This is a genomic window from Thermosphaera sp. (assembly GCF_059755995.1).
This window is the reverse complement of record NZ_DBOUKL010000023.1, coordinates 16385-32104: the sequence shown is the minus strand read 5'-3', so window position 1 is coordinate 32104 and position 15720 is coordinate 16385. Positions and strand designations below refer to the sequence as shown.

Genomic DNA, 15720 nt, shown 5'->3' with positions numbered 1-15720 from the left:
GGAGTATCCGTTCACTCATCATTATCCTTTCTTTAATTCACTGGCCTAGTGCAAACATCTATTGAGAAATCCTCTTTGAACGGTGTTATAAGAGGGACTATAACTCCGTGAAACCTAGCGGGCGCAGCACTCATGCACAGCCCTATATACGTTAAGTAATGCCAAGTATATAGATTCCCTTGTGGAAACTCTATCTCACCGCGGCAGTGTATGCGGGAGAGCAGGTGGTTGCCTGGGAGGGTTTGGCTTCAACGTGTTTTTGGAAAGCATGGTATTGCCTGATCCCTGGTTGTAAAGCAAATATATTGTCGCGTGGAGTATATTGTGTTAGGGGTTCGACGTCGGAGGTTCTTCCTTCAAGTGGCGAGACCCACGAGTCGGACCAGATGAGTGATAGATTTACCGAGGGCTTGGAGAAGCTGAGGATTGGTGCTGTTTTAATGCTGGTGGTTAGGGCTGCGGGTGTTTTAATCCTTGCCGCGCTCGGTGGTTTATCGCTACTGGTTTTGACTCAGAACACGGTAGCTCCCGGTGGGATTCCTGTTCTAGCTACTCTTGGATTCATAATTGTGGTGGAGATTATTGTTGCAGTAGTCTATGTTTTAACAATATTCGGCTACTTAATACCGCCTTTCACACGCTTCAAGGAGTACAGTCTCGAGGATTTCTCCACGCCTACTACCCTGGTTCAGGTAGGGTATGGTGTTTTCTCAGCACTATTATTCATCAGCATCATGTTGCCTTTAATGAGTGGTTTGCTAACGGTTGCGGATATACTGAGGCTTATCGGGGAGATAGGTTTAGCATTAGGCTTGTTCAAGCTTGAAGAGTTCACAGGTGTGAGCGGTTTCAAAACCTCTGCTAAACTAATACTCGCGGGGACAGCACTAGGCATCATACTCCCCGTAGCAGCAGTAGTGAGCGTTATAGGGTGGATACTACTGTATAAAGCAACCAAGACAGCATTAACGAAAAAGCAAGCACAACCCTCCCTTGCCCAATCCCAACCCGTAAACCACACACCTTTTCAACACCCTTCCCGCAGAAGACAAAGCCCCCCTCATCCGGTTAAACACTACACCAACCATTAGAACACACAAGGCAACAGTCTTCGAGAACAACGCGTAAGCAAAAGGCTTCAGCAATAAAACAGTTATAAGCTTGACCCTAGAGCCCTCCAACCACGTAACAGCCAGCTCCCACCCCAAGATCTACAAGGAGTTGAGAAGACTCCGGGAAAGGCCCGGGATGTCGGAGGATTAGCTGGAGGCCAGACTTAGATAGTATGAATCCGTAGTGAAAAACGTGCCAAGAGGCTCCACGGTTAAGCAATCCTACAACAGAGCCCCAGTCACAACATACCCGGTAACAGTCAAGACCGAGCACGCAACCAACAACTCACTGAGCAAGGACAACCTAGTCTCAAACCTGATACGAGTCAGTGGCGAAACAGGAATACCACTACCAGTAGACTACGCAGACAACCTCTCACCCATTACAAAAGAGATCAAGCAAACAATATACCGGAAACTCCTTGCCGAACCAGCCAAAACACAGGAGTAGAAGCCAGAGATTCAATACTCCCACTCATAAACCCGGAGAAACTAAAACACATACTCGCCTAGAAAAACACACCCATAAACACCAGCATTCCCAAACCCTAGACCCATTTGCACAACCCCGGATGAGTTGTAATTCAACACTAATCAATACCCTGGGCCACAGCATACAACCCTGCTGAAAACGCCACCACTAAATTAAAACAAAAACGTATGAATCAGCGGTTTTCATTAACGCCTACAATTCATATGAAGCCTGTTCAACCCTAAAGTATGCGTCCCGCGGCCACGACGGCTGGATAATTCGTAATAGCGGGGTAGTGAATGGGTGGTTTAGGCGAGTTTATTTAGGATCACGTCTACGATTCTTTTAGTTGCTTGGCCGTTACCAAAGGGTGATTTGTCTGGTAGTTTCACTTCCTCGCTTAAAACTTTCTCTAACTCGGCTAGGACAACTACCGGGTTTACACTTACGACTCTGGCAAAGCCTGCTAGAACAGCTTCAGGCCTCTCTGTCGACTCTCTAAGTACTAGGACGAACTTCCTTATTCTTGGATGTGTGGCCTCTTCCTGTAGTCCCCCAGAATCAGTTAACACTACTCTACATCTCCTCATGAGTGCAAGGAATTCGAAGTAGCCTAGGGGTTGCATGAGCTTGATGTGCTTTAATTCCTCGACCGCACCCAGGAGTCCGTGCTCCTCTAGTCTTTTCCTGGTTCTGGGGTGTATGGGGAATACTATAGGTATGGGAGATCTCTGAAGGATCCTGACGAAGTTTCTTAACGTGTCTACATTGTCTACGTTTTCAGCCCGGTGGAAGGTTACTAGGGCATATTCGTCGAAGGGAACATTCTCCAATACTTTCTGCTCAGCATTCTCAACTCGATCGAAGTACATGTCGACAGCGTCGATAACAGTGTTTCCGGTTACATGTATTTCTCCCCAAACATTCTCCTGTATGAGATTTCTCCTAGCTATTTCCGTGGGTGCGAATAGGTAGTTGGATACGTGGTCTATCATCCTTCTATTATGCTCCTCCGGCATCCTCCAGTCGTAGCTTCTAAGGCCTGCTTCGACATGGCCTAGTTGAATACCCATTTTTAGAGCGGTTAAACCAGTAGCTAGCATGGAGTTGGTATCTCCCTGGATAAGAACGATCTTGGGGGGCCTCCCCCTGGATCTAATAGCGTTCTCGAGCTTAACCATCATTTCGCCTATTTGGGCTGCTGGATTAGAATTTCCCAACTCAAAACCTATATGGGGTTTTGGAAGCCCGAGCTCCTCTATGAATACTGTGCTCATTTCATAATCGTAGTGTTGACCCGTGTGTACAAACAGGTATTCTACTCCGCGTTTTTCCAGCTCCTTGATAACCGGGGCCATTTTTATGATTTCAGGCCTGGTTCCTACAACAACGGCTACGCTCATTCTACAACCTCCCTCTTAAGCTCGAAGATGACTGTGCCGCCCCTGGTATAGGGGGGTCCAGGATCCGGGCATTGAACATAGCCAATGTCATCTCTATCTCCGATTCCAAGTAATTTAGCCGAGTAACCCTTCATAAAAGCTGAGAGGAGTGTCGCCATAGATACTAGTGCGTGCATGCAGATGTTGCTGGATCTTGCAGTGTCTACGTAGAATTTTTCAACAACTATTCTATCTCCAACTTTATAGACTGGGCAGTAACCCCTGACCTCTTTGACCTCGATTACAACACGGTACCATTTACGTGTAGAGCTATCTTCCAACTCCTACACCGCAGTATAAGAACCCATGTTCTCTGGCCTTCCGATAGTCTATAATCCCTCTACCGTCAATTATTACGGGTTTGTCTTTCATAAGTCTTTTCACAGCGTCCAGGTCGAGATTTCTGAACACCGTGTGATCTGTAGCAATAACTACAGCATCAGCGTCTCTAAGAGCCTCCTCCAAGCTCTCAGCTCTCTCCGCGCCAAAGGTTTCGGGACAGTAGGGATCGTAAGCAACAACCTTTGCTCCAAGGGATAACAACTCTTTTATAATCGTCTTAGCAGGGCTCTCCCTTGGATCGTCTACGTCTGCCTTGTAAGCAGTTCCCAATATAGCTATCTTGTTGTTCTTAACGCTCTTGCCAATGCTTTCCAAGGTCTTTTCAACAAGTTCTACAACGTGTTTAGGCATGTAGTCGTTAATGCTCCTGGCCAGTTTAATCAGGTCTACCCCGAACACGTTCTCCCCGGTTTTAACGAGCATGTAGGGATCCTTAGTTAAGCAAGGACCTCCAACGCCTGCTCCAGGTAAATGTATTTTCACTCTTGGATGAGTGTTCGCGAGTCTCACAGCCTCGAAGACATCAACGCCTATTTTCTCAGCTATTAACGCGAGGAGATTAGCATAAGCAATGTTTAGATCTCTAAAGGTGTTCTCAATCACCTTGACGAACTCGGCTGTAGTAGCATCCGTAGCCAATAAATTAGAGTTAACCCTTCCATAGATCTCTAAAGCCTTCTCCGTGGATCTAGGGCCAACACCACCGACAACTCGTGAAGCCCTTGTAAGCTCCTCAATAGCCTTACCCGGGGCAATCCTCTCCGGTACGTGTGCCAGGTAGAAATCCTCCTCCACTCTATACCCAGACTCCTCGAGAAACGGCTTAACAATATTGACGGTAGTCCCAGGGGGAATAGTAGACTCTATAACGACAAGCAACCCTTCATGAATATTGTCTCTGACAACTTTTAGGGCAGACATAAGGTAGCTAAGATCAACATCGTCACCTTTCACAGGAGTTGGAACAGCAATTACAACAGCATCGCTCCCCCTGACAGCAGATGCTCCATCAGTAGTAGCACGGAGCAAACCCCTGGAAACAACATCCCTGAGTAGCTCTGGGAGTCCAGGCTCCCTAATGTAGCACTTACCCTCATTTACAGCTTTGACCTTGTCAACATCAACATCAACACCAACAACCCTCAATCCCCTAGAAGCAAAAACAATAGCAGTAGGAAGACCAACATATCCCAAACCAATGACTGTAATATTGTTGTAACTATCGTTGCTCATATACTACACCACACAATTCTACTATTACACTATATGATCAACGTAATATAGTAAAAATTTTTTGATTCTGTTTATAGATGGCTCTCCTGGTGGGATTACTTTGATATTTTATTACACTTCTGTTTAATCTTGCTTCAGCTAGAATTAAATACTGGACCATAACATTTATCACGATGTTGCTAGTAACATAGTTTTTATATAAACGCATTCACTTTTCAGGCCTCCCTTGTTCTTCCAGCAGGGATGAAAATATGTTAGGAATGTGGACCCTCATTATTTTGTTTATCGGAATAAACGTAAATCATAACGTCAATAATTCAGTATCTATTGATTTTAACTCTTTATTATGTACATAGCTTAACACTTACTAGAATTATATGATATATAAAATACAATATGCGACTTCTTGTATTTGTAATGCTTAACATAGATACCTTGCGAGTGTTTCAAGTTTGACTATTATCTTGTCCATTCAGGTAACTAGCTTATAGCTTTTCGAGCTTAAAGCTAATGTGGATTTCTTAGTCCAAATTTGCCTGTAATCAATCTTTGAGATGAGACATTATAGTTGCGTTCTTCTTAGTCGCTTTTCAATTTCGAACGTCAATTTCATGCTGTAGAGGTATTCTTCAAAGGGAGGAATATCAGATTTTTCGCCTTTGATCAATTTTGCGAACTCGATAAGGTGGTTTTTATGCCCTTTGTCTTGCTTTGGAAGTTTAATTGTCCGAACGTCGTTTTTCTCGAAAATACTCATTTTCGTGAAGTTTTCAATTATGATTGTTTTCCCTTCGGTATAAAGTTCTACGTATTCTTTAGGCAATAGGGGGGAGCCGATGCTTGCGTAATGTATAGTTGTTAATGAACCATTACGCCATTTAATGGTTGTAGAAATATTGTCCCTAGCGATCACTGCTCTGTTATCGACGGGGATGGCGCTAACGACGACTTCTTCAGCAGGTATCCTTAACAGAGCGTTGAAGAAGTCTACAAAGTGGCATACTTCCCCAACTATTCTCCCACCACCGATTTCAGGGTCTTGAATCCAATGATTTAGAGGTATGAACCCAGCATTTACCCTATATATTCCATAAATGGGTGTATCGCTTGTAATTGAGTCTTTTAACAAATACATAAAAGGTGAAAATCGCCTGTTAAAGTCAACTGTTATCGGTAAAGGATTATATTTATACACTTCAAATATCTCGTCTGGCTCTTTCTCATTTATTGCTATAGGCTTTTCCACGAAGACGGCTTTTCCAGCTTTTAATGCATCTATAACAATTCTTGCATGTGTATTGTGGGGAGTTGCTATTAGCACAGCATCTACATTTTTATCCTCCAAAATCTCTTTGTAGTTTGTTGTACAATACTTTGCTTCGGCCTTCGTAGCGATATCTTTGCATGTATTTGGATGTTTTGTTGAAATAGCTACTACTTCATATAGGCTTGATAGATCCTTTAGAAGAATAGGCAATATAACGTTGGTCACAAAATTGCCAGCCCCTATTATTCCAAGCCTTACCTTGCCACTTACTCTACGGGGGGTAGAGACGGCTTCTTCCGGAGTTCTTACTTGTGCTAGGTATATTTTGTTTCTTAGTTGTCCATTTAGATATTTCTGGTATTCGTAGGATATTACAATTCCCATATAGTTGGCTTTGCCCTTAACGATTTCTTCATAGACTTGTGGTGCTTCGTTGAGGCTGACCACTTTAGAGATTAAAGGCTTCATCTGAACTTTTCCATTTTTCAATAGTTCTAGGAAGAATTGCATGTTTCTGTTTAGTGTCCATCTGACGTAATCTATTGGGTAATCTATACCCTTAACTTCGTATACCGGATCATAGCGTCCCGGTCCGTAGCTTCTCGATACTATAATGGACGCTTCTTTTCTGTACATTAGATCTCGGTTGGCTTTCATTCCCACATCTCCGACAACGACAACTTTTCCTCTACTTCTCAAAATCTCAAGAGCCAGGTTTACTGGAACACTGCTCTTTGTTGCAGCCGTTACTATGGCTACATCTATTCCATTATTGTTCGTGAACTTTTGAACGCGATATGCTATTTCCGCTTTATTATCGGATTGTAACATTATAACTTTATCGGCGCCGAGTTTTTGGGCTAGTTCCAACTTCTTTTCATTTACATCAATAGCTATAACATTTAGATTGAAAACATTTTGGCAAGCTGGACAGCTATTAAACCAATCAATCCCACGCCGATTATAGCCACGTACTCTCCTGGTTGAGCGTTAGCTAGTCTCAAAGAGTGTAGCGCTATGCTTCCAACGGTGGTGAAAGACGCTTCCAGAAGATCTACACCTTCAGGAACTTTTGCCACTAAGTTCCTAGGCACCGCAACAAGTTCCGCGTGATTTGCATACCCAACACCGGCACAAGCAACAGCGTCTCCAACGTTCAAATCCACAACGTTGCTGCCTACTTGTATAACTATTCCGGCCGAGGAATATCCAAGGGGAATACTTGTAGTGGAAGAGGCGGTGATCTGATTCCATACTTGGTAGCTTTTGAATAAACCATGCGATTTAATATGTTGAAGAGCTTTACGTCGAAGCTCCTCATCTCTAAGAATCTCTAATATTCTTTGGATTTTTCCTTTCCTCGCCTCCAGTATTACTGCTCTCTCAGTTCCAACGCTAACAGCAGAGAAGGCATTTGCTACAAGAACCTCACTTAACCCTGCCACTGGTTCTGGAAACTCGTCGACAGTTACGCGTCCACCCTTAATTAAGAGTTGTTTCATTTATCAAATCCCACTTTCCAGAATAAGAAAAATTTTATTTAATAATGTTTGTGACGTATTTGAGTTCCGACAGCAACAACTGTAAAAGATAATGGTTCTTGCTTAATTGATGTCTTTTTATGTTATCAATATTAATTTGCAAACTTTGTGTATTGTATAATAGCTGTATCTTGCCGTTCTTTATAAGGTGCTTTTCTGAGTTACAAATAACAGAGTATCCGTACAGGTTTATTAACCCTATTTCTTCCAAGGGATGATCGAGACTAGGTAGTGAAGCGGCCAGGTTAAGGTAATGCGTTAACCCTATCTCGGTCATAAGTGCTGATCCTATTTGCACTTCGAAGCCTTGCTTCTTTGCTGCTAGCATAGTCTCACGTGTAATTGCAAGACAACCAAGTTTCGATGGATGGAAGTTGATAACATCAGCGGCTTCAAGACTTGAGAGAACTTCTATGTCGTCAGGTTTCTTCAAACTCTCATCAATCATAATTTTAACTGTGGGCGAGAATGCCTTTCTAAGCTTACTCATCTCTCTAAGGTTATATCTAGGCATTGGTTGCTCAACTATGCTTATATTATAATTTTCCATGAGCTTTAGTGCCCGATATGCTTTATCAAAATTCTTGAAGCATTCATTTGCATCAGCTCGTAGAACCACATCTACACCGATCCGCTGTATTACATCCTTAATGTTTCTGAGGACTACTTCCAACTCAGTTAGACTTGGTGGTATTTTGAACTTGACGTGCCTCACACCTTTTCTTATATAGTTTTCTATTTCCTCAGCCATTTTCGATGAATGCTTAAGGAAAACTGTTCCAGCGATAGGTATTTCCACTCTATAAACTCCACCAAGGAGATCAGCTATAGCCTTTCTAGAGATTTTAGAGGAGGCGTCCAGTAAAGCGCTTTCTAAGGCGAGGAAAGCCCCATAATTAACTCTGCCATTTCCCCTAAATTTTTCAGATTCATCAGTTTTCAGGAGGGTAAGTGCTTTATCTAAAGGTTGCTTATTTATCATCTTAGAAAGCCGAAGAGTCTCTCTATAGTCCTCGTACACACTACTCCAATAGGGAGTGCCTTCACCGATTCCTATAGTTCCATCCTCAGTTTTGACAAATACCAAGATATGCCAAGTTCTGTTAACCAGGTTCCAACCTGATATGTAGTGAGATACTGGAAAATGGAGAATCGTAGTATAGACATCTTCCACAACCATATCCAATACCAGGGCTTTTTCACTCAACATGTAGAGACACCCTAGAGATACTTCTGTTAGATAATGAAGGGCATCAATGAAAATAAACAAGTGCAAGTAGTTATGTTAAGGTAATCATTGGGTGCTCATGGCTATATTGTTCTATATGTAATTTATCAATTGAATCAACAAGGTGGAGACAATAGTTTTTCTACGAAGTCAATTCACATACGTTGTAAATGCTATGAATTTGAAGTGGGGTCAGCTTGTTGACATTAATGTATTCCGAAACCCAACAATTCTTTACACGCTCAATTATATGTTGTAGAATCCTAGAATCTTTGAGAGCTTGTTCTGTTAGACTGAACCCACTTTTTAGCTGAAGATATATGGCTGGAGGCACTCCAAAATATTTGAGAAGTAGTCTTGCTAAACTTCTAGACCCTATCGGGAAAAAGAAGTATTCAGCGGGGATCTTCATAATTATTTCCAATATCTTCCTCGTGGCGAAGGGTAGATACACAATAATCTCGTGATATTCGTCGGCTTTAACACGGGTGTGAACGAGGTGCGATGTCTTATACGTCGGTATTTTTGCCAAAATATGGTGGTAATATCTTTGTGGAGGTCCTTCATACAGCTCTCTACTCACTTCGGCAAGATATTGTGCGATTTTTTTACCCAATCTTTTACCTTTGGGCGTTAAGATTTTGCGTAAGTATAGCTTAAAATAAAAGTATCTCAATGGATGATAACGGAAAATAGCTTGACGAATTATTTTGCAAATAATCGAAGCTAGCTTTTCTCGATTATAGTTGTACTTCCTAAGTATTCTTAATAATTTTACGAGTTTTCCAATTTTCTCCTCCATTATCAGCTGAGCACCGAAATACTTGTAATAATCGTATCCCCCAAAGATGGAATCGGAGTCGTCTCCTCCCAAAGAAAAGCGAACACCTTTAATATGTTGTGCCAGGATCAAATATGGTAGTGAAGCATCACCCTCTCTGGGATATCCTATAATTCTCAACAACCTGCTGAGCATTTGGATATAAGTATTATTTAGTAATGTATTGGATAAGACAGAGTATGTGTAGGGTACTTTAAAGATAGTTGCGACGAGTCTGGAGAATAGTAGCTCTTGATAGACTCCTAGGTTTACATGTACAGCATGAATATGTGAGCACTTTTCAGCTTTTGTAGCGAGAAGTAATAAAAGAGTTGAATCTATTCCTCCTGAAATAGGTATCACGACCTCTGATCCATCGGTCTCTTCACAAAACTGTTTTAATTGTACGTTCATCGTCTTTACGAGAGAAATTATAGCACCCTTATCTTCTTTATACTCTGTAATTGTCGAGGAGACGTCCCAATAACGTTTTACCGCGAATTCTAAGGTGCTGTTTTCAGCGGGCTTCACAACAATGTATTCGCCGGGAAGCAACCTCTCAACTTTCTTGTACATAGTCCTCCTGGAAACTATACTTCCCAATAATATGATCTCATAAATGGCTAAAATATCTGCTTCAAGCTGAATATCTAAAATCTTTGCAATAGATTTTAGCAACTCCATGTCAGTGGATATTATGAACATCTTTGGAGTCGTTAAGTAGAAGATTGTTCTGGTAGACGCGGGATCTCCCACTACTTTGATAACTTCTTCTCTAGCATTAATAAGAGCAAGAACTCCTTGATGCTGATAATCTCTAACGAAATCCTCGAAGTTGTTAATAATTGAGCTAAATAAAGAGGTTGGCGTTTCACCAAGGAAGACGCCATTAAAGAAGATGGTATAGTCTTCATTGCTTCGCATACATTCCGCGTCTTGAAATCCTAGAAGTATTTTAATCGAAGGGTAGATCACCTCCTTAACTTTTAGGCTTGTAGACGAAGTGATCTGTTTAGCTATCTCTGAGAGCGTTTCATTACTGACTCCTACGATTACAAAATTGTTCAAACATAACATGGTTATCCTCTAATGTTCACTTTACATGGATGAGATCCTAAAACTATTCTGGTTCAATAAATATTTTAGCACTTTCTCTCTATTATGGGAGGACTGTCGAGAGGGCTGATCCCCTCGCTAACAAAATGTAGTAGTCTTGTGTATCTGCATGCTGGGATCTTCTTTTATTAGTTCGGTTTCTTTCTGACTTGCGTTTGCTATAACGCCTAAAGCTTGCAGTAATGGAAGTATCGCATTTTCGCAATTTAAATTCACGATCCGTCTAATTCCTTTCTCTACGAGTGCCTGTCTCAGTGCAGGCTCATTAAGGAGGTTTAATATGGCTTCAGCTACAGCCTTATAATCGCCGGGAGGAACTAAAATTGCCGCATCCTGAACAACTTCCCTGATTGATGGAAGGTCTGTTGCAATAACAGGGATGCCAAGTGCAAGGGCTTCAACAATCTTTAATGGGGCAGCCATCTCGGTTCTGGGATTCCGCCCTCTTAAAGCGATGAAGATTTTTAGCTTTTTCATAATCTTTATCGCTTCTTCATGACTTTTTTCACCTAAGAAAATAACGCGCTCTTCTAATCCTAATATCTTAACCATTTGTTTGTAGAGTTCTACAGCTCTCCCACCGCCTATAATTACTAGATAGGTGTTACTTCTACTTTGTTGAACTGTTTTAAAGGCTTTAAGAAGCGTTATAATATCTTCCTCCGGCTTTAAACTCCCCACAAAACCGATAAGATCGCCATCAAATTTTTCAGTTAGACCTAAATTCGTTTCTTTTTTGGTTAAATATGTTAGTTCTTCTAAATTTATGCAATTTCTAATAAGCACTAATTTTTCCGGATGTAACTTCAATGCTCCATTACGTAGTTCATTATAAAAGACTTCTGAGTTGACAACAATAAGAGTTGAAATATTCAATGTTAACCACTCTAATATTTTTAACAAGAAACGGAGAACCGCGTTTCGATATCCAGCATAAATATGATGATGAATTTCCGTTATTGATGGAATACCAAGCGGTTTTCCAGCAAGACTAGACGCGAACATTAAATAAAGAGGATGACGTGAATAAAGGACAAAGCGATATTTCGGTTTTTGGGAGCGCTTAGGTAAAAATTTATAAATGCTCACTAGTGTTTTTGCAAACATGTTGAAATCGAATTCTTCGACTCGCAATTTACTGATCTTCGTGGGTATGATATATACCTTAATGAGGTTTTTTCTCTCCAAGTCACTAAGCATTTTCATCAATGAGGCTAAAACCGTCAATCTTCTTGGAGGTAAAATTAAAAAGTTGATTCTATAATGCTTACTTAACGCTTTTATTAGATTTACAGTTCTAGTAATAGCACCGCCGATTGTTTCCCACGGGTAAAATATGAAGACTATCTCTAACTGCGGCATCCTAATATCCCCTACAACCTAATACCGTCTTATATAAGTCCACATACCGTTTAGAGATTTTGGCTGGGTGAAAGTTATGGAATATTCTGTTTAAACTTTTGTACGACAAGTACTTAGATAACTTCTCATCGCTCAAAACTTTTAATATGTTTTCTGCAAACTCTCTGGAATCTCCTACGCTACAGTACAATCCAGCATCACCTACAACTTCTGGAAGTGCAGAAGACTTAGGCACAATCACGGGTAAACCACATGCCATAGCCTCCGCTGTTGCTAGAGAGAAAGATTCTAGGGGAGAAGTTGTGAAATATAAGTCAGCTGCCCTATATAGAATGGGCAGTTTATGAAGGGGTATATTTCTGATCAATTTTAATCTATCTTTAAGAACCCCCTTTAGTTTTTCAAGCCTCTTTAGTATTTTCATAGTGTAATTCGGATCATAATAGTTTATCCGATATTTCAAAACGAATACTAATTCTTTATCCTCTTTAGCTATTAACTCTATAGTATCAATCATAGTGGTAGGATCTTTATCGGGATCAAGTCTTCCATTCCACAACACGATTTTTTTAATTTTGCTTATTCCCAGATAACTCCTAGCCCAACTCCTTTTTATAAATGGATTAAATATAGCTAAGTCGATACAGTGGGGTATAACTAGCGGTTTAAGCCCAACCTTCTCGTAAAAGAGGTTTTTGAGCCAAGTGCTTGGCACAACAACAGCGGTAGTTTTTCCTGCTACATGTTTAAGTTCTGTTATTTGTTTTTCATGATAATTAATTATATTGGAATCATGAAATGTGAGAATCTTAGGAGTTTTTGACGCGTCAGAAATGAGTACCTTAGTACTATTGATGAATGGTTCGTTAAGGTGTACCAGGTGGTATTTTGATGCTTCTATTTTTGCTATCATTTTTGCTAATAATTCAACTTTTTGTGATAGTAAAGCAGATCGTGCTAAAGATGTTAAGCTTGGAAGCTTGCCGTATCTCTTAAGAACAAGGTTAATCTCTTTTGGAATTTCCAATAAGGCAGGTGCAAACACTTCTATTTTGACTTCTTTATTTAAAGCTTCGATATACTTCGGAAGTATCACATAATAATGATGTAAAGAGTCAATACCCTGAAATAAAACCTTAATCTCAGCATGGCCATTGGTATATTGACTCATAAAGACATCCCTAAAGAAGTGAGCGCTTTAACTATTTCAAGATGGACATCCGTAATGGAGCGATTTGACGTATCAATTCTCAATATAAGTCCACTATCGACAATACTTAAAAGCTTTGACAACACCGCTCTCCTAAATTTAACGTAGTCTGGAACTTCAAAAGTTCCTCTAGCCTTTTGACGTTTCTCTAGCTCGTTATCCTTGGCATCCATAAATATAAGTAGTCGAATTGGAAATATTCTAAGCATTCTTATACTTAAAGAGATTGATATGCGAGTTATCATGCTCCTACTATAACACAACTTGTTAGAACGATATTTAGCACGATACCATTTTGAGGTAACATATAAATAGTCCATGATACTCGTTATAAAATAATCCTCAATTATCAAGGTGCATCTTAGAATCTTGTCCATTATAAAAAGTAATGGCAAGTTAAAGGCACTTATCCAAATTATGTCCGCCAGTAGCATCATCCTTACTTTAAACGCAACCCATGAACTATTTCGTTCAAGTTGTATCAACCACTTTTTACTTAAAAGTTGAATTATCTTGCTTAAACCTCCAAGAGCAGCTATATTTAGAGTTCTAAATCTCACACCTCTACTTTTAAAATACTGCCCCAAAAGCTTCTTGTGGGTAGATTTCCCAGCGGCCACGGTGCCTATGAAAACTATGATCATTGTCTTCACCTATCCTCGCATGAATATCCTAGAATGCGAAGACATGTACATAACGTTTAAGGATTCGTGTAGTCTAGCCCATTTTTCATTGCCTAATGGCGGGCTAGCGTAATCGGGAAAATCTTTAGAAAGATCGGATAAAACTATTATAATAGTTTGCTCGCCAGCATAAGAGTCGATGATCACGGAGTACTCCCAACATAATTTGATCCCATAAATTGATTTCAAATATCCGTAGCGCCAATTGGCTGATATAATTACATTGCTCGACCACTCTTGCATATTTCCAACATATATTGCTGTCTTAAATGATTCGTCGATGTAATAATGGTGATCAGATGCCGACTTTGGGGACGCTGGATACAGTAGCCCCGAGAAGAACCAAGATGAAATAGAATTTGTTATCATTAAAATAAGAAGTAAGAAGACAAAGACTCGGATAGGGGTAGATTTTAAATTAATTTTCTCTAATGTTCTTTTGATTAACTGTGCTCCATAATATAACCCCAACGGTATGGCTAATGATACTAAGACGTCGAGGCGAGCAGTATAATCTGATAGTATATGAAAGAACTTGGCGCTGAGAGCTCCAATGACACCAACAATGCCGAGTAATGTCAAGAACCTGAGGGAAGGTTTAGCTTTATAAGCATAGAGTAGTCCGGTTAAAACGAATATAAGAGTTAAAGGGTATGTGCGGGTCATCCATAATAATATCTGAAATACGGGGTCCAGGCGTTTAGCAGCGTTCTCAGACCAAATAATGAATGGCTCTGGTTTAAACGATTCTGTAAGAGCATTGATGTATGTTTTGAAGTCGTCGTAGAAGCTGAATCCTACGTAAATAAAGTAGGCAGAGGCTATTGTGAAAAGAGTTAAAGATATACGTTTGACATGATCTGGCACTTTACTTGCGGATATCCCTACGAGGAGTAGAATCGACATAAGAAATGAGAGCGGAAGATAGTACATTAACGCAGAGTAGCATAAAAGTATCAACGTTAAAAGCCTGCTCAAAATAAAAGTGTGATTCGTCGCTTTGTCGTACTCGGTTATTTTCACCAGAATAAAAACAATAAGAGAGAGTAGCGATATAGACGCTAGAGAATAATGGCCTATCAAGGCAGAATGGGGTATAAAGTACATTGCAATAATCATGGAGAGGGGAAAACGTCTCTCGTTTTTATTTTCTTCCTTTACAATAGTTTTTGTAATAGTTTCTAGCGAAAGTACGATTACAATTATGTACACAAAACCAAACATCATGACTGTTACAGAGTTTAAACCTAAGACGATAGAAAGAACACCGCCTATAATAGGAGAAGCTGGACTTGAAACATAGTTATCAAAGATTCTCGGCAAATCACCTATATTGCGGCTTACAACCACGGACTCAATTGATCTAACAGAGAAATACGAGTGCCAAATACGAATAGTATTACCAGCATAAATACCAAGTAATTCAGACGCGTGGAAGACAAGTCCAAACAAAACTACAAGAAACATTGTCTCCTTTCTATTATTAATTTTAGTTCCAAAAAATAGCGTCAAACAAGTAAGCAACCACATGAAAAGCACTACAACATTAAATGGAATAATATAGTCTCCACTTAAAGACAACAACCATTCACTTATTGGGCTTATTAAAAGTGTTAACAAAATCGTCAGCATAAATAAGAGGATCATAGTTATTTGTAAGGGCTTAACTCTCACTTTAATCCCCAAACCCGGCATCTAACTCTTGAAGTTTAATAAATTTACTTTTGGATATCAAGTGACAGGTTCTCCTCGCTTGGAGCAAGACTCCAAGTTATCTTTTACGTAAGTGCTCATTGAAAATTCTTCTGACATCTTACTTCATCATCCAAGATGCCGTACTATAACAAGAAGTTTATCCCAATAAAGTTTATTTTCTACCATATAAAGGTTAT

General features: G+C 40.2%; 13 protein-coding genes. 2 read left to right on the top strand and 11 right to left on the bottom strand.

The window, feature by feature from the left end; translation table 11 throughout:
- Positions 1 to 386: 386 nt before the first annotated feature.
- On the top strand, positions 387 to 1091 hold the full coding sequence (locus AC3OH0_RS02450) for a DUF973 family protein (protein WP_498344641.1): 705 nt from the start codon (positions 387 to 389) through the stop codon (positions 1089 to 1091).
- 214 nt (positions 1092 to 1305) lie between these two features.
- Positions 1306 to 1563 carry a hypothetical protein gene (locus AC3OH0_RS02445; RefSeq protein ID WP_498344640.1) on the top strand — a complete coding sequence of 86 codons (258 nt, stop codon included), beginning with the start codon at positions 1306 to 1308 and terminating at the stop codon, positions 1561 to 1563.
- Between the two features lie 329 nt (positions 1564 to 1892).
- Here AC3OH0_RS02445 and wecB read toward each other — a convergent pair whose 3' ends face one another.
- From wecB to AC3OH0_RS02390, 11 genes are all read right to left on the bottom strand, one after another.
- The gene (gene wecB / locus AC3OH0_RS02440) at positions 1893 to 2987 is read right to left on the bottom strand and encodes a non-hydrolyzing UDP-N-acetylglucosamine 2-epimerase (RefSeq protein ID WP_498344639.1); all 1095 of its coding nucleotides are present in this window, start codon (positions 2985 to 2987) and stop codon (positions 1893 to 1895) included.
- Positions 2984 to 3307: a TIGR04076 family protein gene (locus tag AC3OH0_RS02435; RefSeq protein WP_498344638.1), complete on the bottom strand. Its 324-nt coding sequence runs from the start codon at positions 3305 to 3307 to the stop codon at positions 2984 to 2986. Before AC3OH0_RS02435 ends, wecB begins: the two co-directional genes overlap by 4 nt.
- On the bottom strand, positions 3297 to 4601 hold the full coding sequence (locus tag AC3OH0_RS02430) for a nucleotide sugar dehydrogenase (RefSeq protein WP_498344637.1): 1305 nt from the start codon (positions 4599 to 4601) through the stop codon (positions 3297 to 3299). The genes AC3OH0_RS02435 and AC3OH0_RS02430 overlap by 11 nt, the downstream gene beginning before the upstream one ends.
- 562 nt (positions 4602 to 5163) lie before the next feature.
- Positions 5164 to 6738 (bottom strand): Gfo/Idh/MocA family oxidoreductase, encoded by a 1575-nt coding sequence (locus AC3OH0_RS02425; protein ID WP_498344636.1) that lies wholly within the window; start codon positions 6736 to 6738, stop codon positions 5164 to 5166.
- Between the two features lie 32 nt (positions 6739 to 6770).
- On the bottom strand, positions 6771 to 7370 hold the full coding sequence (locus tag AC3OH0_RS02420) for an alcohol dehydrogenase catalytic domain-containing protein (protein ID WP_498344635.1): 600 nt from the start codon (positions 7368 to 7370) through the stop codon (positions 6771 to 6773).
- Positions 7371 to 7404: 34 nt separating this feature from the next.
- Positions 7405 to 8619: a mandelate racemase/muconate lactonizing enzyme family protein gene (locus tag AC3OH0_RS02415; protein WP_498344634.1), complete on the bottom strand. Its 1215-nt coding sequence runs from the start codon at positions 8617 to 8619 to the stop codon at positions 7405 to 7407.
- Between the two features lie 160 nt (positions 8620 to 8779).
- Positions 8780 to 10525 (bottom strand): asparagine synthase-related protein, encoded by a 1746-nt coding sequence (locus AC3OH0_RS02410; protein WP_498344633.1) that lies wholly within the window; start codon positions 10523 to 10525, stop codon positions 8780 to 8782.
- A 126-nt stretch (positions 10526 to 10651) separates the two neighbouring features.
- Positions 10652 to 11935 carry a glycosyltransferase family 4 protein gene (locus AC3OH0_RS02405; RefSeq protein ID WP_498344632.1) on the bottom strand — a complete coding sequence of 428 codons (1284 nt, stop codon included), beginning with the start codon at positions 11933 to 11935 and terminating at the stop codon, positions 10652 to 10654.
- Between the two features lies 1 nt (position 11936).
- A complete protein-coding gene (locus AC3OH0_RS02400; RefSeq protein WP_498344631.1) occupies positions 11937 to 13106 on the bottom strand; it encodes a glycosyltransferase family 4 protein in 1170 nt (389 codons plus the stop codon).
- On the bottom strand, positions 13103 to 13789 hold the full coding sequence (locus AC3OH0_RS02395; RefSeq protein ID WP_498344630.1) for a hypothetical protein: 687 nt from the start codon (positions 13787 to 13789) through the stop codon (positions 13103 to 13105). Before AC3OH0_RS02395 ends, AC3OH0_RS02400 begins: the two co-directional genes overlap by 4 nt.
- Positions 13790 to 13798: 9 nt before the next feature.
- Complete coding sequence (locus AC3OH0_RS02390) at positions 13799 to 15502, bottom strand: hypothetical protein (RefSeq protein WP_498344629.1); 1704 nt, start codon at positions 15500 to 15502, stop codon at positions 13799 to 13801.
- Between the last annotated feature and the right edge of the window lie 218 nt (positions 15503 to 15720).

What these genes read in the sequence shown, in the direction of transcription:
- AC3OH0_RS02415 (WP_498344634.1), bottom strand. Translation starts at nt 8,619, where the DNA reads ATGTTGAGTGAAAAAGCCCTGGTATTGGATATGGTTGTGGAAGATGTC.
- AC3OH0_RS02450 (WP_498344641.1), top strand. Translation starts at nt 387, where the DNA reads ATGAGTGATAGATTTACCGAGGGCTTGGAGAAGCTGAGGATTGGTGCT.
- AC3OH0_RS02400 (WP_498344631.1), bottom strand. Translation starts at nt 13,106, where the DNA reads ATGAGTCAATATACCAATGGCCATGCTGAGATTAAGGTTTTATTTCAG.
- AC3OH0_RS02430 (WP_498344637.1), bottom strand. Translation starts at nt 4,601, where the DNA reads ATGAGCAACGATAGTTACAACAATATTACAGTCATTGGTTTGGGATAT.
- AC3OH0_RS02395 (WP_498344630.1), bottom strand. Translation starts at nt 13,789, where the DNA reads ATGATCATAGTTTTCATAGGCACCGTGGCCGCTGGGAAATCTACCCAC.
- AC3OH0_RS02405 (WP_498344632.1), bottom strand. Translation starts at nt 11,935, where the DNA reads ATGCCGCAGTTAGAGATAGTCTTCATATTTTACCCGTGGGAAACAATC.
- AC3OH0_RS02420 (WP_498344635.1), bottom strand. Translation starts at nt 7,370, where the DNA reads ATGAAACAACTCTTAATTAAGGGTGGACGCGTAACTGTCGACGAGTTT.
- wecB (WP_498344639.1), bottom strand. Translation starts at nt 2,987, where the DNA reads ATGAGCGTAGCCGTTGTTGTAGGAACCAGGCCTGAAATCATAAAAATG.